This window comes from Janthinobacterium sp. NFX145 (genome assembly GCF_049810325.1).
In the GTDB taxonomy this organism is placed as follows: domain Bacteria; phylum Pseudomonadota; class Gammaproteobacteria; order Burkholderiales; family Burkholderiaceae_D; genus Janthinobacterium; species Janthinobacterium rivuli.
Window position 1 is genome coordinate 5,026,461 of record NZ_CP187360.1, and the last position, 24,225, is coordinate 5,050,685.

A 24,225-nucleotide genomic window follows, 5' to 3' on the forward strand; every position below is an offset into this window, starting at 1 on the left:
ACGAAAAAAATCCCCGCAGCAAGGGCGGGGATTTTTCAGGAAGAACGTTCAGACCAGCAGTGCGGCCGCCAGGGATTCGATCTCTTCGGCCGATTCCTCGAGTATCGTGTGCAAGGTGCTGCCGCCGATGCCGAAGTCGATCTTCGCCGCCGCCTGGCGCCGCGCGGCGCTTTCCGGCGGGTGCAAAGGCGAACCGACGGGCGACAGATCGTTGGCCAGCACCAGGGTCGCGCCCAAGGTGCGGGGCGGGAACGGGCTGCCGCCGTGCCACATGCCTTCCACGGCTTGCAAGACCATGTCCGGCACTTGCAACTGGCGCAGCACGCCGCGGCCGATCAGCTTTTCGCCGTATTCGATCCAGTCTTCGGTATTGTCGTCGAGCAAGCCCGGATATTCCTCGGCGCGCGACAGCAGATAAAAGCCGCCCACTTCGTGCACGATGGCGGCGAACATGGCCGTTTCCACGTCCACGTGCGTGACTTTGCGCGCAATCACCTGGCTCAGCGCGGCCACGTGGGCCGTGTGTTCCCACAGCTTGGCCGCCTTGGCGCGCAATTGCGGGTCGGTAATCTGGCTGCCCAGCTGGCGCACGATGACGGACGCCACCATCGATTTCAGGGTGGCAAAACCCAGGCGCGAGACGGCCGCGCGCACATTGGCGATTTCATTGCCGGAACGGTTGTAGGCGGCCGAGTTGGCCAAGGCCACGACCCGGGCCGACAACAGCGGCTCGGCCATGACCATGCGGGCGGCCGCTTCGATATGGCAATCGGGGTCGTCCAGCGCTTCCTGCAGCTTCAAGGTGGCCTTGACGTTGGCGGGGAACGTCAGCTCGCCCTTGCTCGCTTGCAACGCGATAATCTTGAATACTTCCAGTCTATCCATGGGTCAATCTCCGGTACGGGCCTGTTCAGGCTCTGCTGTGTGGATGGGCCGGGAATGCGCATGTATCCCCGGCCTGGCTCCCGTTTCCGGCAATATTACAGCAAGTTCAAACTCAAACCTATTACTTTCCGGAAACTTTCCCTGCCACGCCTTCGACAAAATAATCCATTTTCGTCAGCGCCGCATCGTCCAGCACGCCTTTGTCCAGGCGCACCTTGCCGTCGTTATCCTTGATCGGCGCGCTGAACGGATTGAGCTTGCCAGCAACCAAGTCTTTCTCGCGCGCCAATACAAACTGTTTCACGTCGGCCGGCACGGCGGCGTTGATGCCTTCCAGCTTGACCATGCCATCCTTGATGCCGCCCCAGGTGCTGCTGGTTTTCCACGTGCCGTCCAGCACGGCTTGCGCCTGCTTCGTATAGTAGTCGCCCCAATGGTGGGTGACGGCGGCCAGCTGCGCCTTCGGACCGTACTTTTTCATGTCCGAATGGTAGGCGATCGCATACTTGCCCTTTTCCTCGGCCGCCTGCACCACGGCGGTCGAGTCCGTGTGATGGGTGACCACGTCGGCGCCCTGGCCGATCAGGGTGATGGCCGCGTCGCGCTCCTTGCCCGGATCGAACCAGCTATTGACCCACACCACTTTGACTTCCGCCTTGGGGTCGACGCTGCGCATGCCGCGCGTAAAGGCGTTAACGCCCTGCAACACTTCCGGGATGGGGAATGCCGCCACGTAGCCGGCCACATGCGTCTTGCTCATCTTGCCTGCCAACACGCCGGCCAGGTAGCGGCCCTCGTAGAAACGGGCATTCGTGTTGGCCACGTTGACGGCCGTCTTGTAGCCCGTCAAATGAATGAACTTCACATTAGGAAATTGTTTCGCCACTTTCAAGGTGGGATTCATGTAGCCGAACGAGGTCGTGATGACCAGCTTGCTGCCCGTTTGCGCCAGGTCGCGGATGACCCGTTCCGCATCCGCGCTTTCCGGCACGTTTTCCACGTACTTGGTGGTGATCTTGCTGCCCAGCGCCTTTTCCATTTCCTTGCGCGCCTGGTCATGCTGGGTGGTCCAGCCCGCGTCGCCGATGGGGCTAATGTAAACAAAACCGACATTCAGCGGCGCGGCGGCGGGCGCGGCGGCCATGGCGGGCATCAAAATCGCACTGCAAACGGCGGCGCACAACAATTTCTTGGACATGGTTTTCCTTGTGGTCAGTGATTAATTTCCGGGATTGAAATTTTTCCCCAGCGAAGCGGGCATGTTGAGCTTGATGTAATTGGCATTGCTGGAGATCAGCACCAGCACGACGATGGCCGCCAGGTAGGGCAGCATCGACAGCAGTTGCGATGCAATCGGCACGCCCAGCGCCTGCGCGTGGAACGTCAGAATCGTGATGCCGCCAAACAGGTAGGCGCCGCCCACCACGCGCGCCGGACGCCAGGTGGCAAAGGTGGTCAGCGCCAGCGCGATCCATCCCCGTCCCGCCACCATGCCCTCGACCCACAGCGGCGTGTACACGAGCGATAAAAACGCGCCGGCCAGGCCGCAGCAGGCGCCGCCGAACAGCACGGCCGCCAGGCGGATGCGGCGCACGGGATAGCCGAGCGCATGCGCGGACGCGGGAGATTCGCCCACGGCGCGCAGCACGAGTCCCGCCCGCGTGCGGTACAGAAACCAGGCGATGGCGACGCACAGCAGCAAGGACAGATACACCATCGGATGCTGGCGGAACAGGGCCGGCCCCAGCACGGGTATGTCTTCCAATAAAGGGATGCCGAAGCGGCCATTCTGCAAGCTGTTGCCCACGTACTTCAAGCCGATATACGTGGACGCGCCGGCGCCGAACAGAGATAAAGCCAGGCCCGTCGCGTACTGGTTCGTGCCCAGCCACACGGTCAGCCAGGCAAAGAAGCCGGACAGCACCATGCTGGCGCCCGCCCCCGCGAGAAAGCCCAAGGTGGCGCTGCCCGTGTTGACGGCCACGGCAAAACCCGTGATGGCCGAGACCAGCATCATGCCTTCCGCGCCCAGGTTGACCACGCCCGCCTTTTCATTCACCAACAAACCGAGGGCGGCCAGCATCAGCGGCGTGCCCGCATTGATGCTGGCGGCGACCAGCGGTGCGATGGTCAGCAGCAGGTTATCCATGTTTTCTCCAGCGCAATTTGTATTGAATCAGCACGTCGCAAGCGAGCAAGGCGAACAGCAAGATGCCCTGGAACACGCCCGTGATGGCGCTGGGCAGACCGAGGCGCGACTGCGCCAGTTCGCCGCCGATATAAAACAGGGCCATGACGAAGCTGGAAAAAATCACGCCCACCGGATGCAAGCGTCCGACGAAAGCGACGATGATGGCGGCAAAGCCGTAGCCGGGCGAGACCGTGGGCGTCAACTGCCCCATCGGCCCCAGCACTTCGCAGGCGCCCGCCAGGCCGGACAGGGCGCCGCAAATCAGCAAGGACGACCATAAAGTCTTGCGTGAGGAAAAGCCCGCATACCGCGCGGCGGCCGGCGCCATGCCGCCCACGCGCAGGCGGAAGCCGGCAATGCTTCTGGACAGGTACAGCCAGCCGCCCAGCGAGGCCAGCAAAGCAAACACGATGCCCACGTGCAAGCGCGTATCGCTGATGACCATCGGCAACAGCAAGCCGTCCGACAGCAGTTTCGATTGCGGAAAATTAAACCCTTCCGGGTCACGCAGCACGCCGTATACGAGATAGCTGAGCAGCAATTGGGCGATGTAGACGAGCATCAGCGAGACGAGGATTTCGCTGGCGTTGTAGCGGTCGCGCAGCCACGCCACCAGGCCCGCCCACGCCATGCCGCCCGCCATGCCGGCCAGCAGGGACACGCCGATGATGGCCGCGCCACCGACGCCGTCATCGAGGTATAGCGCGGCCGCGCCGCCGCAGATGGCGCCCAGGGTCAGCTGCCCTTCCGCGCCGATGTTGTAGATGTTGGCGCGAAAGCAGATGGCCAGGCCCACGGCAATCAACAACAAAGGCGCGACTTTAAGGCCCAGCTCGGACCAGCCGTGCGCGTCGCGCAAGGGTTCGACAAAGAAGACAGCGAGACCGGCCAGCGGATCGTGTCCCAGCGCAAGAAATAGCAGCGCGCCGCACAGCACGGTCAGCAGCACGGCCAGCACGGGCGACAGCCACGACATCAGGCGCGACGGAGTCGGCCGGGCTTCCAGGCGCAAGGCAAACTTAGCCATGGACTGCCTCCTGCGGCCACAGCCCGCTCATCCATTGCCCCACCTGCGCCACGCTGGCCTCGGCCACGTCGAGCGATGGCGAGATTTTTCCCTTCGCCATCACCAGCAAACGGTCGCTGATATCGAACAATTCATCGAGCTCTTCCGACACGACCAGCAGCGCGCAACCGGCATCGCGCAGCGCCAGCAATTCGGCGCGGATTTGCGCGGCCGCGCCCACGTCCACGCCCCAGGTCGGCTGCGCCACCACCAGCACCGTGGGTTCACGCATGACTTCGCGGCCGACTATGTATTTCTGCAAATTGCCGCCCGACAGGCTGCGCGCCAGCGCCTGCGGCCCGCCCGCCTTCACCTGGAAGCGGGCGATGATGGCGGCCGCCCGCTGCGCGATGACGTTATGGCGCACGAAGCCGTGGCGGATGGTGGCCGGTGTCTGCAAGCTCAATAACACGTTGTCGGCCAGCCCCATGTCGGGCACGGCGCCGCGTCCCAGCCTTTCTTCCGGCACGAAGCCGAAGCCCAGCGCGCGCCGCCTTCCCGGCGGCAGTCGGCCCGCTGGCGTGCCATTGAGCACGATGCTGGCGGCGGCCGCGCGCATGTCTTCACCCGACAGGGCCGCCAGCAATTCCTGCTGGCCATTGCCGGACACGCCCGCGATGCCGACGATCTCGCACGCACGCACGTCGAAATGGATATCGATCAATTGTGTGGCGAACGGGTGGCTCTTCGGCAAGTTCAAATTCTTGACGCTCAGCATGGCCGCACCGGGCGTGCGCGCCACGCGCGTGACGGCGGGCGGCTCGGCGCCGATCATCATGCGCGACAGGCTGGCCGCTGATTCCTGAGTGGGGTCGCATACCCCCGCGTTCTTGCCGGCGCGCACCACCGTGCACGTATGGCACAGGGCGCGGATCTCGTCGAGCTTGTGGCTGATGTACAGGATGCTGCAGCCTTCGGCCGCCAGCTGGCGCAAGGTCGTAAACAGTTTTTCCACGGCACCCGGCGTCAGCACGGACGTCGGCTCATCGAGAATCAGCAGTTGCGGCTTGGCCAGCAAGGCGCGCACGATTTCCACGCGCTGGCATTCTCCGACGGACAAGGTGTGCACGTGGCGCTGCGGTTCCAGGTCCAGGCCGTACTGGCGCGCCGTTGCTTCGATGCGCTGCGCCAGCTCCGCCATGTTGGTGCCGGCGGGCAAACCGAGGGCGATGTTTTCCGTCACGGTCAAGGTGTCGAACAGGGAAAAGTGCTGGAACACCATGGCGATGCCCAGCGCGCGCGCGGCCGACGGGTTGGCGATCTCGACTTCGCGGCCATTCCACAGAATGCGGCCGCCATCGGGCTGCACGGCGCCGTAGATGATTTTCATCAGGGTCGATTTGCCGGCGCCGTTTTCGCCGAGTACTGCGTGGATTTGTCCGGGCGCGACGGTGAGACAGATGCCGTCATTGGCCACCACGGCCGGATAGCGCTTGCTGATATCGAGTAATTCCAGGCGTGCCGTCATTGTTTTTTTCGTGCCTCGCTGCAGGGTCGCCGGCATCGCCGCCGGTGGAGAAATTCAAGCTCTTGTCTCTATCGTATCGGCATCCGCGATGCTTGGGGGATGACGCGGCGGCGCGCATTTCTATTTCCTCAAAAAAACAACACCTGTATACAATTTTGAAAAAAATTATCAGCTTTACAGCGGCCGCCTTGCCCCGCAAGGGCGAGAAGGTGCGATGATTATATGCAAGAAATGATAGTAAGTATGCAGACAAGACATATCGCCCAACGCGGTGCTTCTCGCATCATGGATTGAACGGCGCGTAATTATCCCCATCGCAGCGCTTCATGCGGGCTACGCCCCCTGCTATTTCATTTCCCGTTTCCCCACACCGCCATCAGGAGCCGAAAGTGCCAAAAACCATACCGTGTCTGTTGCTCTGCCTCACTACCACCCTCGGCGTGGGCGCAACCGCCCAGGCTGCCGAATGGAGCGATACCGCGCTGAGCTGGCGCGCCGGCAATGATTACCGCGAGCCGTTCAATCCGGACGACATCAAGAAAAACATCTTCGCCATCACGCACGCCAGCGGCTACAAATACGGCAGCAATTTCGTCAACCTCGATTTCCTCATGTCCGACAGCAAGGACCCCGGCGCGCTGGGCAAGACGTCCGGCGCGCAGGAAGCGTACCTGGTGTACCGCAACACCATCGACATCGGCAAGGTGCGCGGCAGCGATATCCAGTTCGGCCCCGTGCGCGGCGTCGGCGTCACCCTCGGTTTCGACGTCAACACGAAAAATGACGTCGGCTACAATTCACGCAAGCGCATGCTGGTGGCCGGCCCAACCCTGATGTGGGACGTGCCCGGTTTCTTCAACACCAGCCTGCTGTTACTGCGCGAAAGCAATGCCCCCAGCGGCGCGTTCCCGCCCATCTCGCAAGTGACGGGCCGCTACACGTATAAAACGCACGCCATGCTGACGGGCGCCTGGGGCATCCCGCTGTCGCCGCTGTTCTCGTTCGAAGGATTCTTTAACCTCATCGATTCAAAAGGCAAGGATGAAGTGGGCCGCAAGACGGCGGTGGAAACGAACATCGACATGCAGGTGATGTTCGACGTGGGCGCGGCCCTGGGCAGCGCCAAGAACACCTTCCGCGTGGGCCTGGAATACCAGTACTGGAAGAACAAGTTCGGCAACTCGCCCGCCACCACGGGCAACGTGGGGCAGACGGCAAAGACGCCGATGATACGCGCGGAGTACCATTTCTAAAATTCATTGTTACGCATCAACACTCACGGTCGCGCCTGATGCCAGCATGAAGCTTTCCTGCTGGCGGAGAGCGCGACCGTGGAACAACTACTGCCGTATTACGAGCGCGAGCTGGGCCTGTTCCGCCAGTACACGCGCGAATTTTCCAGCCGCTATCCGAAAGCGGCCGGGCGCCTGCTGATCGCCGGAGACACCTGCGAAGACCCGCACATCGAGCGCCTGATCCAGTCCGTTGCCCTGCTCACAGCCAGGGTCGCCAAGCGCCTCGACGACGCCTATCCGCAATTTACCAACTCCTTGCTGGAAACCCTGTACCCGCACTACCTGCGGCCGTTTCCTTCGTGCTCCATCGTGCGCATCGCGGCAGACGAAGCGCCCGCTGGCGGTCAGCTGGCCCAGGTGGTGCATGTGGCGCGCGGCACGGTGCTGCGCTCGCAACCGGTGCAGGGCGTCGCCTGCAAGTTCACCAGCGCGTATGACGTGAGCCTGGCGCCGCTGGCGCTCACGCAGCTGCATTTCTCGCCCATCATCGACGCCCCGCCCGGCCTGCGCCTGCCCGCCGGCGCCAGCGCCTTGCTCAGCATGCAGTTCACCAGCAGCAGTGACAACTACTACCTGGACCAGGCCGGCTTTGCCAGCCTGCGCCTGTTTGCCGATGGCGAACCGTCGGTGCGCGCGGCCCTCATCGACGCCCTGTTCCTGCACGGCGCGGGCGCGTACGTGGCGCTGGACGAACACGGCCCATGGCAAGCCATCGATGGTGCCTTGCTGGCGCCGGCAGGCTATGCGGACGACGAGGCGCTGATCCCCATTTCCGCCCGCTCGCACCCGGCCCTGCGCCTGCTGACCGAGTATTTCGCGTTTCCGGAAAAATTTCATTTCATCGATATCGCATGGTCCCTGCTGGCTCCCTTGCTGCCGAAACAGTGCCGCCAGTTCACCCTGCACCTGCCGCTCAAGGGCGTGCGCAGCGACAGCCACGAGGCGCGGCTCTTGTCCGGCGTCAGCCCCGATAATCTTTTGCTCGGCTGCACGCCCGTCGTCAACCTGTTCGCCAAGTCCGGCGTGCCGATCCGCCTCACGCATACCGAGCCCGACTACGCGCTGGTGGCCGATGCCACGCATGCGTTTGCCTACGACATCCACAGCATCGAGGCCGTCACCGTGGTGCGCAAGGACGAGGCCGGCGAGCGCCTGAGCACTTTCTTGCCCCTATATGCCTCGCTGCAGGGTTCTCAGGTAGAACAGGGCCAGGAGTATGGTCAATACTGGCTGGCGCGCCGCGACGAAGCCGTGGCCGCCATCAGCCCCGGCCATGAAATGCGGCTGAGCCTGATCGACCCGCAGTTTTCACCAGGCAGCGCGGCCTGCGCCACCGTCTCGACGCAGCTGCTGTGCAGCAACCGCGACTTGCCCACGCAGTTGCACTACGGCTTGCCCGGCGGCGACTTGCTGGCCGAAGACGTGCCCGACGGTATCCCCGCGCGCTTCCTGCGCAAGCCCACGCCCAGCGTGCGTTTCCTGGCGGACACCCACTGGCGCCTGATTGCGCACCTGTCGCTCAATTACTCCAGCCTGACGCAAGCGGGCCTGGGCGAATTCCAGAAAATGCTGGGCCTGTACGACCTGCCCCGCTCGCCCACCACGCAGCGGTTGATTCAGGGCATCGTCACGCTCGAACACGGCGGTACGCGCGCGTGGATGCCGACCGTGCCGTTTCCCACCCTGATGCCCGGCATCGCCATCCGCCTGGGCATCGACGAGCAAGCCTTCGTCGGCTGCAGTATCCATATCTTTGCCCAGGTGCTGCAGCGCTATTTCGCCCTGAACAGCCAGCTCAACTGCTTTAGCCAACTGACGCTGCTGTCGCACCGCAGCGGCGAGGAACTCATACGATGCCCGGAACGCAGCGCCGACGCCACCCCAGCGTGATCCAGCAATTGCTTGACGCGCCGCAGCGCTTCGAGTGCTTCCAGGCGCTGCGCCTGCTGTTGGCGTGGCTGGCCGAACACGGCATCGACGAGCACGCGGCGCTGGCAAAGCTCGTGCGCTTCGACAATAGCGTCTCGCTGCGCTTTCCCGCCAGCCAGGTCGAGGCGCTCGCGACGGGCGGCATCGACGATGCGGATGCCCTGCTGCAGGCGCTGCTGTCCGGCCACGGCCAGGCCATCCACCTTACGCCTGCCTTCATGGGCCTGCTGGGTTGCCAGGGCAGCTTGCCCAGCCATTATTCCGAACGCATCGCCGCGCACCAGCATAGCGAACGCGACACCGGCCCACGCGCCTTTCTCGACCTGTTTTCCAGCCGCGCCGTGGCCCTGTTTTACCAGGCCTGGCAAAAATACCGCATCGAGCAAGCCGGCCACAGCGGGGACTTCCTGTCGCGCCTGCTGGCCCTGGCCGCATGCCAGCCGGGCCAGGGCCAGGACGAGGCCGCCGCCGGCCTGTACAGCGGCTTGCTGCAGCAGCGCAACATCTCGTCCATCGTCATGGCGCGCATCCTTACCGACCACTTCGGCGTGCCCTGCCATATCGACGAGGCGACGGGAGCCATGGACGTGTTGGCACCGCGCGAACAAACGGCGCTGGGCATGGTCAATACCGTGCTGGGCCAGCGCGCCACCATCGGCGAACGCTGCCGCCGTCCCGACCTGGCCGTGCGCCTGCGCCTCGGCCCGCTCACGGCGCAGCAGCATGCCAGCTTCCTGCCGCGCGCCCCTGGCAGCCAGGCGCTGCGGCACATCCTGATGCTGTTCGGCCAGCCGCTCGTGCGCTACGACATCGTGCTGGTGCTGCGCGCCAGCGATGTGCAAGGGACAACATTGGCGGCAGCGCCACAAGGCGGCCTCGGCTGCAACAGTTTCCTTGGCGATGCGGCAACGCCACGCCACCGCGATGACAAACATTACGAAATGCACTTGATGCCCTCGTTCAACGATTGATCCTTGCGGCCGCGCAAAACGCTTGTGTTCGCTATTGCTACAGTCGGCCAACGATCCCTACCGTGAAGCGATGCGCGATGAGCGAATTCCCCGATACGACGGCGGCATGGACGGCATTGACGGGCGACATGCAGGGTCAGCGCCTGCTGCGCCTGCGCTTTCCGCATGGCGACGGCCCCGCCGGCATCCGCTTCCTCGCCAACAGCCTGTCCGCCAGCGAAAGCCTGTCGCGCGACTTTTCCTATGTGGTGGAAGTGCTGTCCGACGATGCCGCCATCGCCCTCGACAAAGTGATGGGCAAGATGGTGACCATCGAACTGGTGCGCGAGGACGGCACCTTGCGCTACTTCAATGGCTATGTCTTCGAGTTCCGCTTCCTGCGCACGGACGGCGGCTTCGCGTTCTATGAAATGGTGCTGGAACCGTGGCTGGCACACTTGCACTTGCGGCAAAACAATGTCGCCTTCCACGGCTTGACGGTGGCGGCGCTGACGGACAAGGTCTTCGATGATTACCTGATGCGCGACTACAAGCTGGCCGCCAGCGGAGCCGATCCCGCCATCACCTACACGTGCCAGCACAACGAGAGCGACCATAACCTGCTGCACCGCCACTGGGAGCAACTGGGCTGGCACTACCGCTACGAACACCGCCTTGACGGCCACACCTTGTGGCTGTCCGACGACAGCACCACCGGCAAGCCCATCGATGGCGATCTGAGCGAAATCCCCTTCCAGCACCAGGCAGGCTCCCAGGAAGACGATGGCGTGCACCAGTGGAGCACGGTGCGGCGCATGGCGCCAAGCCAGATGACGGTGGCCAGCTTCAACTTTAAAAATCCACGCAGCGCCCGCGCCAGCCGTGATTCCCTGAACAAACAGGGAGCCGTACCCTCGCTGGAAATTTATGAAAACACGGGCAGCTACGGTTTTAAAAACATCGACGATGGCGAAGCGCTGGCCCAGCGCCGCATGGAAGAACGCGACGCGCAGGGGCAGCTGTTCGAAGCGCAAGGCAACGACCGCACGGCGCAACCAGGGCGCTGGTTCACCCTGGGCGGACATTTCGACAGCGCCGCCGGCGAATACCTGATCCTGTCCGTGCACCACTACGCCAGCAACAACTATCAGCAAGGACACGGCGCCACCTCGCACTACAGCAACACGTTCACCTGCATCCCCCGCGCCATCCCTTGGCGGCCGGGCCGCAACTTTCATAGCCGCGAACCGAAGATCTACGGCGTGCAGACGGCCACCGTCGTCGGGCCGCCCGGCGAGGAAATCCACACGGACGGTTATGGACGAGTGAAGGTGCAATTCCATTGGGACCGCCTGGGCACCTTCGACGACAAGAGTTCACCGTGGATACGGGTGATATCGAACTGGGCCGGCCCGAATTTCGGCCACATCAGCCTGCCCCGGGTGGGCATGGAAGTGGCCGTGCAATTTCTCGACGGTAACGTCGCCATGCCCCTCATCATCGGCTGCGTCTACAACGCGCGCAATATGCCGCCGTGGGATTTACCGGCCAACAAGACGCAGAGCGGGATGCTGAGCCGCTCCTCAAAAAAAGGTTCCGCCGCGCACGCCAATGCCCTGCGCTTCGAAGACCGCAAGGACGCGGAAGAGCTGTGGCTGCACGCGGAAAAAGACCAGCGCATCGAAGTCGAGCACGACGAATCGCACTGGGTCGGCAACGACCGGCGCAAAACCATCGACCGCGATGAAACCGTGCACGTCAAGCGCGACCGCACGGAAACGGTGGACCACGATGAAGACATCACCGTGCACAACAACCGCCGCGAGCGCGTCGACCATGACGAACACATCGACATCGGCGACAACCGCCGCGAACACGTGGGCGGCAACGAGCAGGTGCAGATCGACGGCCACCGTTCGGAACGGGTGACCCTGGCCAAGGACGAAACGATCGGACTGGCCAAGGTACTGACCATCGGCGCCGCCTACCAGACCACCGTCATCGGCGCCATGAACACCACCGTGGTGCTGGCGCAGGCCGAGCAAGTCGGACTGACGAAAAGCGTCATCGTCGGCGCCGACAGCACGCTCACGGCCACCGATTCGCACACGATGACGGTAGGCACGTCCAGCATCACCATCACGCCGGGACGCATCGAACTGGTTGCCGATGAAATCATCATCCGCGGCAGGTCGAAGGTGCAGATCCATGGCGACGACATCGACAACAATCCGGGCTGACGATGAACGACGCCGGCACAGCCCATTTCAACATCCCCAACCTGCTCTTCGACAACCGCACGCCGCATGCGGCCAGCCAGTTCGACATGGTCGACCAGTTTGGCCAGGCCTTTCATGTGGTGGTGGCGCGCATGGGCTACACCTTGGGACCCTGCGGCGCGGACGGCCTGGCCAGCCTGCTGCCCATGGCACGGCAATCTCCGCTGGCCACGGAAGACCGGCACCTGGACGGCGACACGCAGGCGGGCACGCTACAGGAGAGCGACTTCGCGCCCTACAAACCGCGCTGCGACGTGATCGTCAATGGCGTAGCGCACGCGCCGCGCGGGCAGGCGATGCCGCAATTTCTCGTCAACCTGAAGGTGCGATCGGAAAAGAAGACCCTGATCGACAAGACCCTGCAAGTGAGTGGCAAGCGCGCCTTCCGCAAGAAAGCCGTCCTCACGCGCCTGGCGCAAGGCTGCGCCCGCATTGCCACCGTGGGCCTGCTGCGGCCCAACCCCTGGCAGTTGTCGGCGCCGGAAGCGTTCCTGCAATTGCCGCTGCACTATGCCTACGCATATGGCGGGCAATGCCGCATCGAGGCCGATGACTGCAACGCGGCGGCGCACGACTCTTGTCAGGCCAATCCGTTGGGTCGCGGTTTTGCGCGCCACTGGTACCTGGACGTGAAACAGATCGATGAGGCGCCCGCGCCGCGCATCACACCGCCATCGCAGCCGTGCACAGCCGCCCAGTTCTGGCAAGGCGCGGGCGGCAAGGAGCTGCCGGCGCCGGCGGGGCTGGCCGTTATCGGCCGTGGCTGGCTACCGCGCCGCGCGCTGGCCGGCAGCATCGTCGTCAAGGACAAATGGGATGCCGACGAAGTCCCCGCCCTGCCGGAAGACTTCGATTTCGCGTACTGGAACAGCACGCCACCCGACCAGCAATGTCCGTACCTGGCGGGACTGGAACAATTCACCTTGACCAATCTGTGTCGCCACGACCACCCCTCGGCCCGCATCGACCCGCGCGGCAACACCGTGCTGCGCTTCGCCCTGCCGCGACAAGTGCTGTGCCTGCTGCTGGCGGACAAGAACGACCAGTTTCTCGTCTGGCGCCTGGCCATCGATACGGTACTGATCGATCCCGAGGCCGCCAGCGTGGAGCTGGTGTGGCGCGCCATCGTGCCGGCCGACGCGGACCAGGTCGGGTCGCGTCTGCTGCACCTGATGGAACCGGCGCAAATCGCCCGCATCGAACTGCTGGAACAGGCGCAGGAAGCGCTCAGCGAAGCCGCCGGACAGGGCAAGAAACCATGACGAATGAAACCGTCACGAAAGCCTCGCGCTTCTATTGCGTCAGCCTCAGCCCCGACATTTGCAAGACGCCCGTCGGCTCGAGCACGCCCCCTATTCCCTACAGCATCATCGGTGAGTTTGCGGAAGCGCAAAATGCCTCGCCCAACGTCAAATCGCACAGCGAGCCCGTCATCCTGCACCAGCGCAGCATCATTCCCACCGTGAAGGGCGACGCGGCCGGCAAGGCGGGCGGCGTCAAGAGCGGCACCGTCGGCAAGCAGGTCGACACCAAGGTCGCCAGCAGCATCCACCGCGCCAACGGCGCCAGCCTGGTGCAGATGGGGCGCGAAGTATGGATGAATTCGCGCAATACCGTGGGCAAGATTTATGAACGGGGCGGAGAAGCGGCCAAGCCCGTGCTCAAGGAACTGACGGCGGCGATACGGGAAGCGGCACAGGATTACAAGGAGCATGGCTCCAGGAAAATGCATGGCGCCGCCGAAGACCTGGTGGACGCGGGCGGCACCATCCTGACAGGCAGCGCCGTGCTGGGAGTCGCCGGGGTGGGCGTTGCGGCGACGGGAGTCGGCGCCCCCGTTGCCGCCGCGATGGAAGCGGGGGCGGCAACGGGCGCTGTGGCCGGCACGGCGACCGTTGCAACAGGCACGGCAATGAAAGCATCGGCCACGGTGCTCGACCAGGCGGCCGACTACATCTTGACAGGCAAGACACCTGATTTGCTCAATACCGCCTCAGACATCGTCATGAATGCGGCAGGCACATTATTGCAAACGGCGGCCTTCAGCAAGGTTCCAGGCGGAAAAATACTGAGCAAGTTCCTTGGCAAGAAAACGGCGTCGACCATCAACAAGGTCAAGGACAAGCTGGTCGGCAAAAAACCGGACCAGCCGCCCCAAAAACTCGACAAACCTCCCCCAAAAAACGGCGGCGACGACGGCAAGAGCCGTGGCAAGAAAGAACCAAAATCGGAAGCACCGTCCGACTGCTGCCCCAAGGATAGCGGCCCCGCGAAAAAACCCGTCAAGGGCCGCAAGCCCGTGCATTTCGGCACGGGCCAGGAAATCCTGTACCAGACGGATTTCGCGCTCGAACGCAGCATCCCCATCGCCTGGACGCGCTGCTATCGCTCCGGCGCCGAATGCGAAGACTGGGGCTTGCTGGGGGCGCGCTGGTCCACGCCCTACACTACCAGCCTGTCGCTATGCGATGCCGGCATCGTCTACCACGAAGACAGCGGCCGCGCCCTGCGCCTGCCACACATGGAACCGGGCCAGCAACACGATAGCCGCAAGGAAGGTTTTACGCTGTCGCGCAACGGCGCCGACACATTCACTTTGCTGTGGCGCGACGGCAGCGTCGACCGCTACGCGCGCGCTGAAGATGGCTGGCTGCCGCACGGCTACGACGGCGTCAACGCCATGCTGGCCCCGTCCGCGCCAATTACCACGCAGCGCTTTGCACTCGTGCGTAGCGAAGGACGCGATGGACGCGGCGTCAGCATCGAGCGATTGATCGATGCCAGGCCGGGCGAAGTGCTGTTGCGCCTGCGCAGCGACGATGGCGGCGTGCTCGAAGCCATGCGCGCGGAGGCAGAACAGTCCTTCAGCATCGGCCGGGTTGACGAAGTGCTGGCGGACGGCAGCCGCCTCTGCCACGTCCGCTACCAATACGCGGCCGAAACAAACGAAACGCAGCCACCCTTCGCGCCCCGCTACAACCTGGTCAGCCAGTCGAATGCGCTCGGTGACACGCGCCGCTACAGCTATCGTCACCACCTGCTCACTTCATGCAGCAGCTACACGGGTTTTAGTTACGAGCTGGAATGGATCAGCCTGGACGCGCTGCACGCCCGCTGGAGCGCTTCCCCCTTGAGCGAACCGGAACTGGCACAGCACTATCCAATCACCGTGGCCAACAGCTACCAGGCGCGCGCCATCGCCACGCGCGCCCAAGATGGCAGCGAGCACACGCGCGTCGATTACGTGGACAACGACACCAGCAGAGTCATGGAAAACGGCGGCGTCCTCGAATACACATTCGACGCCAACTGGCTGGTGACCGAAGTGCGCCGCGTCATCGACGGCAAGGCCGCCTCGCTGGGCCGGCGCGAGTGGGACCGCGATGGCATGCTGCTGGCCGATATCGATGCCAACGGCGCCGCCACGCGCTATGCCTACGATGCGGCCGGTAACCTGACCCGCAGCACCGATGCCAAGGGGCACAGCAACAGCATCGACTACGACGACCGGAACCAGCCTGTCGCCTTCACGGATCCGCTGGGCAACACCACCTTGCGCGAATACGATGCGGCAGGCCGCCCCGTCAGCATCACGGATGCCCTGGGCCACGTCACGCGCTACCGCTACGACCAGCGAGGCCAGCTGGTGGAACTGATCGACGCCAGGGGCGGCAGCAAACATTTCCAGTACAACCGCCAGGGCTGGCTGACCAGCTACACGGATTGCTCCGGCCACACCAGCGAATACCACTACGATGCGCTGGGGCGATTGGAAACGGCCCACGATGCGCTGGGCCATGCCACCCGCTACGAGTATGACGCTCTGGGCCGGCTGATCCGGCTCACGGCGCCCGATCAAACGCGGGAGCAATACGCCTACGATGCGGACGGCAATCTGGTCTTGCACGCGGATGGCGCAGGCCAGCAGACGCGCTACCGCTACAACGGCCAGGGCTTGCCCGTGGAGCGCACGGACGCCATCGGCCAGACCTTGCAGTATCGATACGATGGCGCGCTGCAACTGACGGAATTGATCAACGCCAAGGGCGAAAGCTACCAGCTCGCGTATCACGCGGAAGGCTGGCTGGCGTCGGAAACGGGTTTCGACGGCAAGCGCACGCAATACAGTTATGACCAGGCCGGCAACCTGACGGCCACCGAGTGCGGCAGCCAGCGCACGCAGCTGCTGCGCGACGCGCTCGGCTTGCTGAGCGCCAAGACCACGGCGGATGGCGTGGTGCGCTACGCCTACGATGCGCTGGGCCGGCTGACAGCCGTATCCGCTCCGCAAGCCGAACAACGTTTCTTCCACGATGCCCTGGGCCAGCTGACCGAAGAACGCAGCGCATATTTTCTGCAGTCCGCGCCCGACGCCGGCAGGCTACCGAACGCTCCGCGCGCGCCGGACGCCAGCTTTGTCATGACGCACGCTTATGACGAACTGGGCAACCGTACCCAGACCATCCTGCCGAACGGGCGCCGCATCGACACCCTGCGCTACGGCTCCGGCCACTGGCATGGCGTGCTGTGGCAGGGCCAGACCGTGGTCGACGTGGAGCGCGACAAGCTGCATCGCGAAAAGCAGCGGCAGCTGGGCAACAGTGGCTTGCTTGCCACGCGCCAGTACGACCCGCAATCACGGCTCACGCAACTGACCCTGGCACGCGGCGCCGACGCGCCCGTCCCGGTACGCGAGCGCCGCTTCGAATACGATGCCCAAGGAAACTTGCGCACCATCGTGCAAACGGGCGCTTCTGCTGTCGGCCCGCTTGGCAAACTCAGCTACACCTATGATCCCGTCGGGCAATTGCTTTCCGCTGTGCAACCCGGCCTGACCGAACAATTCGCCTTCGATCCGGCAGGCAATCTGGTCGACAAGGCTCCAGCACCCGGCAACGTCCTGAAAAACTACGGCGATACCGAATACGATTACGACGAGCAAGGCAACGCCACCGGCAAGCGCTTCCATCCACCGGGTAGGGAGTCGACGTGGAGCGAGCTGGAACTCCAATACGACGCCGAAAACCGCCTTAGCCACGCCACAAGGACGGAATGCCAGTCACGCCATCGCGCCCACTACTTTTATGACGCCTTCAGCCGCCGCATCGCCAAACGCGTCGATGAAGCACGCTGGACCAGCCAGCAAGACATCACCAAAGACCAGCCCGCCCGCACGAACGCCACCACCTTCTTCGTCTGGGATGGCGACACGCTGGCGCAGGAACTTGGACACGAAGAAACGGTCACATACCTGTACGAGCCGGACAGCTTCGTGCCGCTGGCCAAAATTAGTTCGCCAGCCTGTCTTCAGGCAAGCGCCGTGCACCTGCCGCGCGTGGCCCAATGGGATTTGCCTGCCATCCGGGACGACGCCGAACTGCAGGCCGCGATTGCGCAAGAACAAGCGGACACCGAAACGCTGCATGCATCGGCATGGCAAGGTACCCAGGCGGTAGCCGATGACGCGGCAGCACACGATAGCATCATCCACTACCACTGCGACCACCTGGGTACGCCGCGCGAACTGACGGATGCACAAGGGAACGTGGTCTGGAGCGGGCGCTACAAGGCTTGGGGGCGTTTGTTGCATATAGACGGAGAAATCGAACAGCCGCTGCGGTTTCAGGGGCAGTATGAGGATGAGGAAACGGGCCTGTTTTACAACCGGTATCGGTACTATGATCCTGACGCATCGAGATATCTAAATCAAGATCCTGCCGGGCTGTCTGGTGGTATGAATTTATATTCTTATGCACCAAATCCTACAATGTGGATTGATCCACTTGGGCTACAAAAAAAATGTGGAACATGTTGCCTCGGCGGACGTTTTTCAAGTGCTGACAGTGCAGCTCGCGCAGCATTAATCCGCTACAACTCAAAATCAATTCGAGATAACCTTGAATATGGCGGACTAATTTACAAAGGAAAGAATGGGAAGTACGATTTCACAAAAGCGACACGGGGAGATAATGACGGAGTAAATCCATGGGAAGGCAAGAAAGTTGCAAAAAACTGTGAGGAATCTGGATACTGGCATACTCACGGAAATTACTCAACAGAAAATGGAATACCTACAACAAGAGAGAAAGATTACTATGACAGCAACAATTTCTCCAAGGCTGACATAGATATTGCGAAATATAAAGGAGTAGGAAAATTTGAGTATAGAGGCTATTTAGGCACTCCGAGTGGTGCTTTAAAAGGATACAACTCGAAAAATGGAAAGACTTACAATTTATGAGAAATACTATTATTTATCTTATCGCATTTATTTTTCTATCACTTAGCGAAAATACCGCCTCAAAAAATCTATACAACCAAAAAGGAAGAAAAATGGAAAACTCAGAAAATGCGAATTATATGATATTAGGAAAATATTTCATATATTCCATTATAGCCTATGAGGATTTTGAAAAAAAACAAAAAAATATTGAAGATTTCATTATCTACATAAAAGATGAGGATAATGAAATAGAATTAACATTCCACCCAAACCTTGCAAAGGGAGAGAGTCCAATGCTAGGAGGGAAAACCTCGCTGGGTCGAACGGTGGTTTATCTTATATCAAAAAAAGACAAGAAAATAATTAAAATCAATTATCAAAAATGAATTTTATTAAATTGCATTAAAGCAAGATATGTTCATAAAAAAATTGTTAAAAATGACCAGCAGCCACCTTCCACAACGGGCCATCGGTGCAAAACACCCATCCATGCGCTCAAGGAATGGCAGCAAAGGAAGCAAGAGCTATTGGCACATACATTACAGACGCAGGAGGAGGAAATCAATATTTCATTGATGATTCAGATATATCAAAACTCAAAGCTAATGAAAATATTTAAATTTCCGACGCCATAAATGAATATAAATAAAAATACTGGAGATATCGAAATAAATGAGAATTTTCACGTAAACAAAAACACATCAACAAAAGAAATAAAAAACATAAATTCTCTTGAATATTTTGGAAAAATAAATGAATTTGAAACATATAGCATGCAAAATATTAAATTTCTCAATGTGGAAACAAGAGTAAATTTCAGACTTAAAAATGGAATTCTTTGCATTATTGAAATATTCTGGACAGATGGAATCACAAACAGACTTGGCTATAACTCCAGTCACTCGGCATGATCAATGAAAAAAAAATATCTTAGTAAGTTAGTTTCAAAATCACTAGGTCAATCAGCGGAAATATCGACAAAGTACGAGGATTTTTTTTTCTTTCTCGTGGGGATACATACTAATCAAGGCAGATCAAAAATCATCACTTTGCTCGACAATGATAATATATGGAAAAAACACAAATATATAATAAAGAAAATAAATATTAACTAGCAGAGCACTCCAACAAACCTTTCCTATCCCGATAGAGATATGAAAAAAAATATATCCAAAATGGAAAACCTGGAAGAAAAAATTTCCGGAAAAAATATTGAAAAATTGCTCGTGGCTTTGGATGAATTCAGAAAAGAGCAAAAAAATATTTCAGATTTTGAAATATATATTCAAGACAACAATGAAGGTATTAAAATAACTTTCGTACCAAATTTTGCACCCGGTGAAAAAATACTAGGTGGAAAAACATCACTGGGAAGATCCATCACTTATACCATTTCAAAAAAGACGAGAAAAATCATCAGTTCAAACTATCATAGATAAAATGAGACTATCAATCAAATAGAGTTCACTCTAATTAATGATGAAAAAATTGCGTCTGGAAGAAAAATATCTTAAAAATTTGCGAAGAAAAATTATCGCAAAAAAAACTGCGCCACTTACAAGCAACGAACTTGATTTTTTTGCCAGCTTGCTCGAACGCGAATTTTATAGCCCGGAAATACATCAGGTCATCTGGGATATAGCATGGCAAAGTCCTGCAAACGCAGCCATGTTAAAAATTGCACAAAATATCATCGCCATCAATGTATCTGCCGACGACGATGTTTTCAATAGCCATATTGAAGCTATATTTAGTTACTACCTACAAAACTCACCAAGCTATGAACAAGAGAAAATTCTTGATCGCTTCGAAAAAAGCAAATCCCTGAGACTGCGCATGATTGTGGCCGAATTCCACATGTGGAAAAATCATGTTTTGAAAGGTTTGCACATGATGGCAAAAATACTTGATGAGGAAAATATAGATCATGCTATCGCTGATTCTATTTGCATGTGGATCGCGCAAAAGAGAACTCCGGAACTACAGAACTCTTTTCTTCATGATGCGGCCCAAGAACGGGAACAAGGAAATATTTCCTATGCGAAAACTCTAGAGTGGATATGCGAAAATCTCATCCGATAGCGGTCAAGGCATATTGTCCGGCTGGAGATTGTCGTATTACCACTCCGTACCAGGTCATCCGGCAAGGTTTCAAAAAATGAAAACATTATCCTTTGATACAGAAAGTGGTTATTTCCTATTGGATGGCATCATGATGGCGCCACTTAACGAATCTGAATTTATTCAAATTGCAAAAGAAAATAACATTGAGATAGAAGACAATAAAACAAACACTTATGTGCGCAATTTATCAACCTGCGGAAGATTGAATGAATTTGAGTTTGGCATAAATTTTATTTTTAAAAATTATTGCATGAAGAGTGTTTGGCTATCGTGGGATGGGGGAAATACAGAAAAATATGGATATAACACGACAGAGTACCAATTAATAGCCGACAAAAACCGACTAGCCAAATTACTTGCTGAAGTCTTGGGAAAAGGTCCTGATGAGATAAAGAAAACATTCTCCGCATTTAATTTTTCATGGGGCAAAATTTCAGCTTCAGCATCTCTTCAATCAGCGATGGCATCAATTGGAATATCGTGGAATATGCACTATTTTCATACGCAATAAATCAAAGGACCAAAATGAAAATTCTTATTTATCCACATAAGAAATTTTTATCAAGTATGAATTTTGAAATTGGAAATGGAACTGATATCCACATTACGCTGTCCAAGGATTGGAATACCAAACTAATCACGCCAAAAATAATCAATCTACTGATCAATGAAAATTCAGAGGAAAAGAGTTGGAAATATGTTTTTTGCATTTTTCTAAATCCGAGTTTCTTCTCCGCTTATTTTTATGCCCAATCAGAAAACTATAGGGTAAGCCTGATTGATGAAAATAAGAAACTGATAAAATTTCACAAAATTTAAATTATTGACAATGAATATAATTCATGATGCTATATTTGAAGATGGATATTTTTCTGTAAAAGAATCAATCATTCTATTTAGAGGAATGAAAAGAAAAAATCTACACTCGATGAATCAAGACTGGGAAGCCTGGATAAAGTGTAAGGATGAGGTAATCGCCTACAAAACAAGTTTCAAACTAAAAAAATTAAAAATAATAGTTATTTGTTTTTTTGAGAAAGATGATGGCCTCATAAAATTCTGGGATTTTGGTCCGGAAAATTGCATGGACGGATTTCAGTCTAAACCCGAAGGAAAATATACAAGAAGATTGAGACGATGGTTTCTAGATGAGTTTGCTATCACGCTGCCGCAATCAGGACCTTGGGGGAAAATAGATGCATGTCATGACCCGCACAATCACACCACATCGGTTTTTTGTGCATATCAATAAAACCACTATTTACTATGAACGAGGAATAAAGACAGGGCTTCGCGCTTTCAAAGAAGAACATGAAGCCTGTGAAAATTTTTTATTAATAATAAAATCCTGGCTTATGTAATTTGAAAGTAATATTTTTTGTATTTATCCTATCTTCCCAAGAGAAGCATGAAATCCAGAAAAATCACATGTTAAACACAATCAATATAGGAATACTTTGCCTTAATTTTGACGAAGCAAAAGAATTTTATATTGACAATCTCGGATTCTTTATTACGGTGGATACCATCATTCAGTGTGATTCAGGCACCAGTCGCCGCCTGACAATGGCGCACGAGTCCAACAAAAAATTCTCAATAGAATTCATGCCTCCTTCAAACATTGAGCAAGCACATCGCGTAGGTAGCAAAGGTGGTACGCTCAATCTATTCACTTTACCAACGAAAAATATTGACACGCTCAAGGAGCGACTGGACAAAACTGCTTTTTTCATCAGTTACGTAGAGACTCCCTACGCAAGTTTTCTGAACGTCGAAGATCCGATGGGGAACAATATTTGCCTCTACGAACCGTGCTGAATCATTGCAATAATTCATACGAGATGCCTCATTCAAAATTTCGCATAACAGAATGAAAAAATTTGAAATCCCAGGCTGTATTTTTGATTTCATTGATGGAGTACTGCTCGTCAATGGAGAGATTGCATTATCGAAAAAGACTTCAGCAAACGATTTCATAAATAGCATTATCAATATATTCCATATCATACCTACAACAACAGCGGCTGGAATGTATATTTTTGACATCAATGGATGGGTAGGCGATTACGTTGTAGAGTTAATTATTGTAAAAGAGAATTTCCCCGAAATGGATTGCATAATAATACATTATTTTGAAAATAATTCTGTAGGCAACGGCGTGAGTGAATCATCGCTAGTCAAACAAATTCAAAGAAAGTCTGGCATTCCCGGAAAAATGAAAGGACTATCAGAAATAGCATTTCAATTTTCGTGGGGAGGGGTTATCGTACAGCATGACATAAAAATATACTCCTCATGCATAATCTTGCAGTACAAAACAGCCAGAAAATCACCCGTCAGATTGAAAATGAATGATCATTGTGTATCGTATATCGATATAGATAAATCTGTAGAAGTGCAGCAACGAATAGTAGCATCCATAAAAAATAGTGATATTTTTTTCCCAAAAACAAGTGAGATACGATGGCTGAATTTATTGAAGAAGCTACCTCGAAAATTAAAAACCTGTCTTCTCGATGAAATTTCTTTTGGAAATTCATTGATAGCATTGCATTCTTCAGGCTGGCCAGATGAGGGAAGCGTTGTAGCACTGCTCAGTAACAGGTTCAGCACGAAGAAATTCGACAAGGATTTACATTTCAGAGCGCTGAATGACGCGCATTACTGCAAAGAAGAAATTTCATATGTTGAAGATAACGTTACGCATTTGATGATCAATTAGGCAATGCAGGAACAGCCCAGGATTTGACTTGCCCATCGCCCTGCACGATACTTGCCGCTGTCGCCAAAGCTCCCCACCCTGAGCAATCAACCATCAGCGCCTGTCACCACCGCCTACACTCACAGCATGCCGTCTCCGAACTCTCCCACCGCCCCCTACATCGGCCGCTTCGCCCCCTCTCCCTCCGGTCCCCTGCACATGGGCTCGCTCGTTGCCGCCATGGCCAGTTATCTTGACGCGAAGGTGCATCGCGGCACGTGGCTGTTGCGTATCGAGGATCTGGACTATGACCGCAATGTCGAGGGCGCCGATCTCGGCATCCTGGCCAGCCTGCAGCGCTGCGGCATGCACTGGGATGGCGAGGCGACGTGGCAGAGCCGGCGGCTGCCGCTGTACCAGGCGGCGCTGAAGCAATTGCAGGACGATGGCCTCGTGTATGCGTGCGGCTGTTCGCGCAAGGAGATCCAGGATTCGAATTTGCTGGCGGGCGCGCCGAAGAATGGGGCCGCCGTGTATCCGGGCACCTGCCGCCACGGCTTGGCGCCGGGCAAGGCGGCGCGGGCCTTGCGGCTGCGCGTGCCAAAGGGGCCGCAAGCCGTGTATGGCTTTATTGACCGCTGGGCGGGTCCTCAGCGGCAAGACCTGGCCGGCGAGGTGGGCGACTTCATCGTGCTGCGCGGCGATGGTTACTGGGCGTATCAGCTGGCCGTCGTCGTCGACGATGGCGCGCAGGGCATCACGCAGGTGGTGCGTGGCGCGGACTTGCTCGATTCCACGCCACGCCAGCTGTATCTGCAGGATGTGCTGGGCTTGCCGCATCCCGGCTTCCTGCACGTGCCTGTCGTCACGAACGACAGCGGCGAAAAGCTGTCCAAGCAGACGGGCGCCCTCGCCTTCGATACAGGAACACAAGCCACCGAACTGCTGGCGTCGGCGCTGCTGCCGGCGGGCCGCTTCCTCGGCCTCGACGTTCGCGCCGAGAACGTGGAAGACTTCTGGCGGCAAGCGATTCCCGCCTGGGCGCAGCGCTTGTCGCAACTTCCGATACACGCATAAAAAAACCCGCCGCGGCGAACCGTAGGCGGGTTGGAAT

The 24,225-nt window shown here is 57.4% G+C and carries 21 protein-coding genes; 16 read left to right on the forward strand and 5 right to left on the reverse strand.

Annotation, left to right across the window (positions count from 1 at the left end):
* Positions 1 to 48 precede the first annotated feature (48 nt).
* The 5 genes from ACPJXG_RS22540 to ACPJXG_RS22560 all read right to left on the reverse strand — a co-directional run bounded on the left by ACPJXG_RS22540 (position 49) and on the right by ACPJXG_RS22560 (position 5,610).
* The gene (locus tag ACPJXG_RS22540) at positions 49 to 885 is read right to left on the reverse strand and encodes an HDOD domain-containing protein (RefSeq protein WP_099379493.1); all 837 of its coding nucleotides are present in this window, start codon (positions 883 to 885) and stop codon (positions 49 to 51) included.
* 121 nt (positions 886 to 1,006) lie between these two features.
* Positions 1,007 to 2,083 carry a BMP family ABC transporter substrate-binding protein gene (locus ACPJXG_RS22545; RefSeq protein WP_176389382.1) on the reverse strand — a complete coding sequence of 359 codons (1,077 nt, stop codon included), beginning with the start codon at positions 2,081 to 2,083 and terminating at the stop codon, positions 1,007 to 1,009.
* Between the two features lie 21 nt (positions 2,084 to 2,104).
* Positions 2,105 to 3,034 (reverse strand): ABC transporter permease, encoded by a 930-nt coding sequence (locus ACPJXG_RS22550; protein ID WP_425252391.1) that lies wholly within the window; start codon positions 3,032 to 3,034, stop codon positions 2,105 to 2,107.
* Positions 3,027 to 4,103, reverse strand: coding sequence for an ABC transporter permease (locus ACPJXG_RS22555; protein WP_425252392.1), 1,077 nt, complete (start codon positions 4,101 to 4,103; stop codon positions 3,027 to 3,029). Before ACPJXG_RS22555 ends, ACPJXG_RS22550 begins: the two co-directional genes overlap by 8 nt.
* On the reverse strand, positions 4,096 to 5,610 hold the full coding sequence (locus ACPJXG_RS22560; protein ID WP_425252393.1) for an ABC transporter ATP-binding protein: 1,515 nt from the start codon (positions 5,608 to 5,610) through the stop codon (positions 4,096 to 4,098). The genes ACPJXG_RS22555 and ACPJXG_RS22560 overlap by 8 nt, the downstream gene beginning before the upstream one ends.
* A gap of 389 nt (positions 5,611 to 5,999) precedes the next feature.
* Here ACPJXG_RS22560 and ACPJXG_RS22565 point away from each other — a divergent pair, with 389 nt between their 5' ends.
* The 16 genes from ACPJXG_RS22565 (at position 6,000) to gluQRS (ending at position 24,188) form a co-directional block, all read left to right on the forward strand.
* Positions 6,000 to 6,863, forward strand: coding sequence for an outer envelope protein (locus ACPJXG_RS22565; protein ID WP_425252394.1), 864 nt, complete (start codon positions 6,000 to 6,002; stop codon positions 6,861 to 6,863).
* Between the two features lie 78 nt (positions 6,864 to 6,941).
* Positions 6,942 to 8,795: a type VI secretion system baseplate subunit TssF gene (gene tssF / locus ACPJXG_RS22570; RefSeq protein ID WP_425252395.1), complete on the forward strand. Its 1,854-nt coding sequence runs from the start codon at positions 6,942 to 6,944 to the stop codon at positions 8,793 to 8,795.
* On the forward strand, positions 8,759 to 9,805 hold the full coding sequence (gene tssG, locus ACPJXG_RS22575; RefSeq protein ID WP_425252396.1) for a type VI secretion system baseplate subunit TssG: 1,047 nt from the start codon (positions 8,759 to 8,761) through the stop codon (positions 9,803 to 9,805). Before tssF ends, tssG begins: the two co-directional genes overlap by 37 nt.
* Positions 9,806 to 9,882: 77 nt before the next feature.
* Complete coding sequence (locus ACPJXG_RS22580) at positions 9,883 to 12,024, forward strand: type VI secretion system Vgr family protein (protein WP_425252397.1); 2,142 nt, start codon at positions 9,883 to 9,885, stop codon at positions 12,022 to 12,024.
* 2 nt (positions 12,025 to 12,026) lie between these two features.
* Positions 12,027 to 13,325: a DUF2169 family type VI secretion system accessory protein gene (locus ACPJXG_RS22585; protein ID WP_425252398.1), complete on the forward strand. Its 1,299-nt coding sequence runs from the start codon at positions 12,027 to 12,029 to the stop codon at positions 13,323 to 13,325.
* A complete protein-coding gene (locus tag ACPJXG_RS22590; protein ID WP_425252399.1) occupies positions 13,322 to 18,304 on the forward strand; it encodes an RHS repeat-associated core domain-containing protein in 4,983 nt (1,660 codons plus the stop codon). The genes ACPJXG_RS22585 and ACPJXG_RS22590 overlap by 4 nt, the downstream gene beginning before the upstream one ends.
* A complete protein-coding gene (locus ACPJXG_RS22595) occupies positions 18,301 to 18,672 on the forward strand; it encodes a hypothetical protein (RefSeq protein ID WP_425252400.1) in 372 nt (123 codons plus the stop codon). Before ACPJXG_RS22590 ends, ACPJXG_RS22595 begins: the two co-directional genes overlap by 4 nt.
* A gap of 86 nt (positions 18,673 to 18,758) precedes the next feature.
* On the forward strand, positions 18,759 to 18,905 hold the full coding sequence (locus tag ACPJXG_RS22600; protein WP_425252401.1) for a hypothetical protein: 147 nt from the start codon (positions 18,759 to 18,761) through the stop codon (positions 18,903 to 18,905).
* A 16-nt stretch (positions 18,906 to 18,921) separates the two neighbouring features.
* The gene (locus tag ACPJXG_RS22605; RefSeq protein WP_425252402.1) at positions 18,922 to 19,197 is read left to right on the forward strand and encodes a hypothetical protein; all 276 of its coding nucleotides are present in this window, start codon (positions 18,922 to 18,924) and stop codon (positions 19,195 to 19,197) included.
* Positions 19,198 to 19,440: 243 nt separating this feature from the next.
* Complete coding sequence (locus ACPJXG_RS22610; protein WP_425252403.1) at positions 19,441 to 19,725, forward strand: hypothetical protein; 285 nt, start codon at positions 19,441 to 19,443, stop codon at positions 19,723 to 19,725.
* Positions 19,726 to 19,762: 37 nt separating this feature from the next.
* Positions 19,763 to 20,368 carry a hypothetical protein gene (locus tag ACPJXG_RS22615; protein ID WP_425252404.1) on the forward strand — a complete coding sequence of 202 codons (606 nt, stop codon included), beginning with the start codon at positions 19,763 to 19,765 and terminating at the stop codon, positions 20,366 to 20,368.
* Positions 20,369 to 20,444: 76 nt separating this feature from the next.
* Positions 20,445 to 20,921, forward strand: a complete 477-nt coding sequence (locus ACPJXG_RS22620) for a hypothetical protein (RefSeq protein ID WP_425252405.1) — start codon at positions 20,445 to 20,447, stop codon at positions 20,919 to 20,921.
* A gap of 318 nt (positions 20,922 to 21,239) precedes the next feature.
* Positions 21,240 to 21,662 (forward strand): hypothetical protein, encoded by a 423-nt coding sequence (locus ACPJXG_RS22625; RefSeq protein WP_425252406.1) that lies wholly within the window; start codon positions 21,240 to 21,242, stop codon positions 21,660 to 21,662.
* Between the two features lie 176 nt (positions 21,663 to 21,838).
* Entirely contained in the window at positions 21,839 to 22,228 is a 390-nt protein-coding gene (locus tag ACPJXG_RS22630; RefSeq protein ID WP_425252407.1) for a VOC family protein, read from the forward strand.
* Between the two features lie 52 nt (positions 22,229 to 22,280).
* On the forward strand, positions 22,281 to 23,132 hold the full coding sequence (locus tag ACPJXG_RS22635) for a hypothetical protein (RefSeq protein WP_425252408.1): 852 nt from the start codon (positions 22,281 to 22,283) through the stop codon (positions 23,130 to 23,132).
* A gap of 126 nt (positions 23,133 to 23,258) precedes the next feature.
* Positions 23,259 to 24,188 (forward strand): tRNA glutamyl-Q(34) synthetase GluQRS, encoded by a 930-nt coding sequence (gene gluQRS, locus ACPJXG_RS22640; protein WP_425252409.1) that lies wholly within the window; start codon positions 23,259 to 23,261, stop codon positions 24,186 to 24,188.
* Positions 24,189 to 24,225 lie beyond the last annotated feature (37 nt).

Excerpts from the sequence above, each read along its gene's own strand:
- ACPJXG_RS22560 (WP_425252393.1), bottom strand. The coding sequence starts at position 5,610 with ATGACGGCACGCCTGGAATTACTCGATATCAGCAAGCGCTATCCGGCC.
- ACPJXG_RS22590 (WP_425252399.1), top strand. The coding sequence starts at position 13,322 with ATGACGAATGAAACCGTCACGAAAGCCTCGCGCTTCTATTGCGTCAGC.
- ACPJXG_RS22580 (WP_425252397.1), top strand. The coding sequence starts at position 9,883 with ATGAGCGAATTCCCCGATACGACGGCGGCATGGACGGCATTGACGGGC.
- ACPJXG_RS22550 (WP_425252391.1), bottom strand. The coding sequence starts at position 3,034 with ATGGATAACCTGCTGCTGACCATCGCACCGCTGGTCGCCGCCAGCATC.
- ACPJXG_RS22545 (WP_176389382.1), bottom strand. The coding sequence starts at position 2,083 with ATGTCCAAGAAATTGTTGTGCGCCGCCGTTTGCAGTGCGATTTTGATG.
- ACPJXG_RS22540 (WP_099379493.1), bottom strand. The coding sequence starts at position 885 with ATGGATAGACTGGAAGTATTCAAGATTATCGCGTTGCAAGCGAGCAAG.
- ACPJXG_RS22620 (WP_425252405.1), top strand. The coding sequence starts at position 20,445 with ATGAAAACATTATCCTTTGATACAGAAAGTGGTTATTTCCTATTGGAT.
- ACPJXG_RS22635 (WP_425252408.1), top strand. The coding sequence starts at position 22,281 with ATGAAAAAATTTGAAATCCCAGGCTGTATTTTTGATTTCATTGATGGA.
- tssG (WP_425252396.1), top strand. The coding sequence starts at position 8,759 with ATGCCCGGAACGCAGCGCCGACGCCACCCCAGCGTGATCCAGCAATTG.
- ACPJXG_RS22585 (WP_425252398.1), top strand. The coding sequence starts at position 12,027 with ATGAACGACGCCGGCACAGCCCATTTCAACATCCCCAACCTGCTCTTC.
- ACPJXG_RS22625 (WP_425252406.1), top strand. The coding sequence starts at position 21,240 with ATGAATATAATTCATGATGCTATATTTGAAGATGGATATTTTTCTGTA.
- ACPJXG_RS22615 (WP_425252404.1), top strand. The coding sequence starts at position 19,763 with ATGATGAAAAAATTGCGTCTGGAAGAAAAATATCTTAAAAATTTGCGA.
- ACPJXG_RS22630 (WP_425252407.1), top strand. The coding sequence starts at position 21,839 with ATGTTAAACACAATCAATATAGGAATACTTTGCCTTAATTTTGACGAA.
- ACPJXG_RS22595 (WP_425252400.1), top strand. The coding sequence starts at position 18,301 with ATGAGAAATACTATTATTTATCTTATCGCATTTATTTTTCTATCACTT.
- gluQRS (WP_425252409.1), top strand. The coding sequence starts at position 23,259 with ATGCCGTCTCCGAACTCTCCCACCGCCCCCTACATCGGCCGCTTCGCC.
- ACPJXG_RS22555 (WP_425252392.1), bottom strand. The coding sequence starts at position 4,103 with ATGGCTAAGTTTGCCTTGCGCCTGGAAGCCCGGCCGACTCCGTCGCGC.
- ACPJXG_RS22605 (WP_425252402.1), top strand. The coding sequence starts at position 18,922 with ATGAATATAAATAAAAATACTGGAGATATCGAAATAAATGAGAATTTT.
- ACPJXG_RS22610 (WP_425252403.1), top strand. The coding sequence starts at position 19,441 with ATGAAAAAAAATATATCCAAAATGGAAAACCTGGAAGAAAAAATTTCC.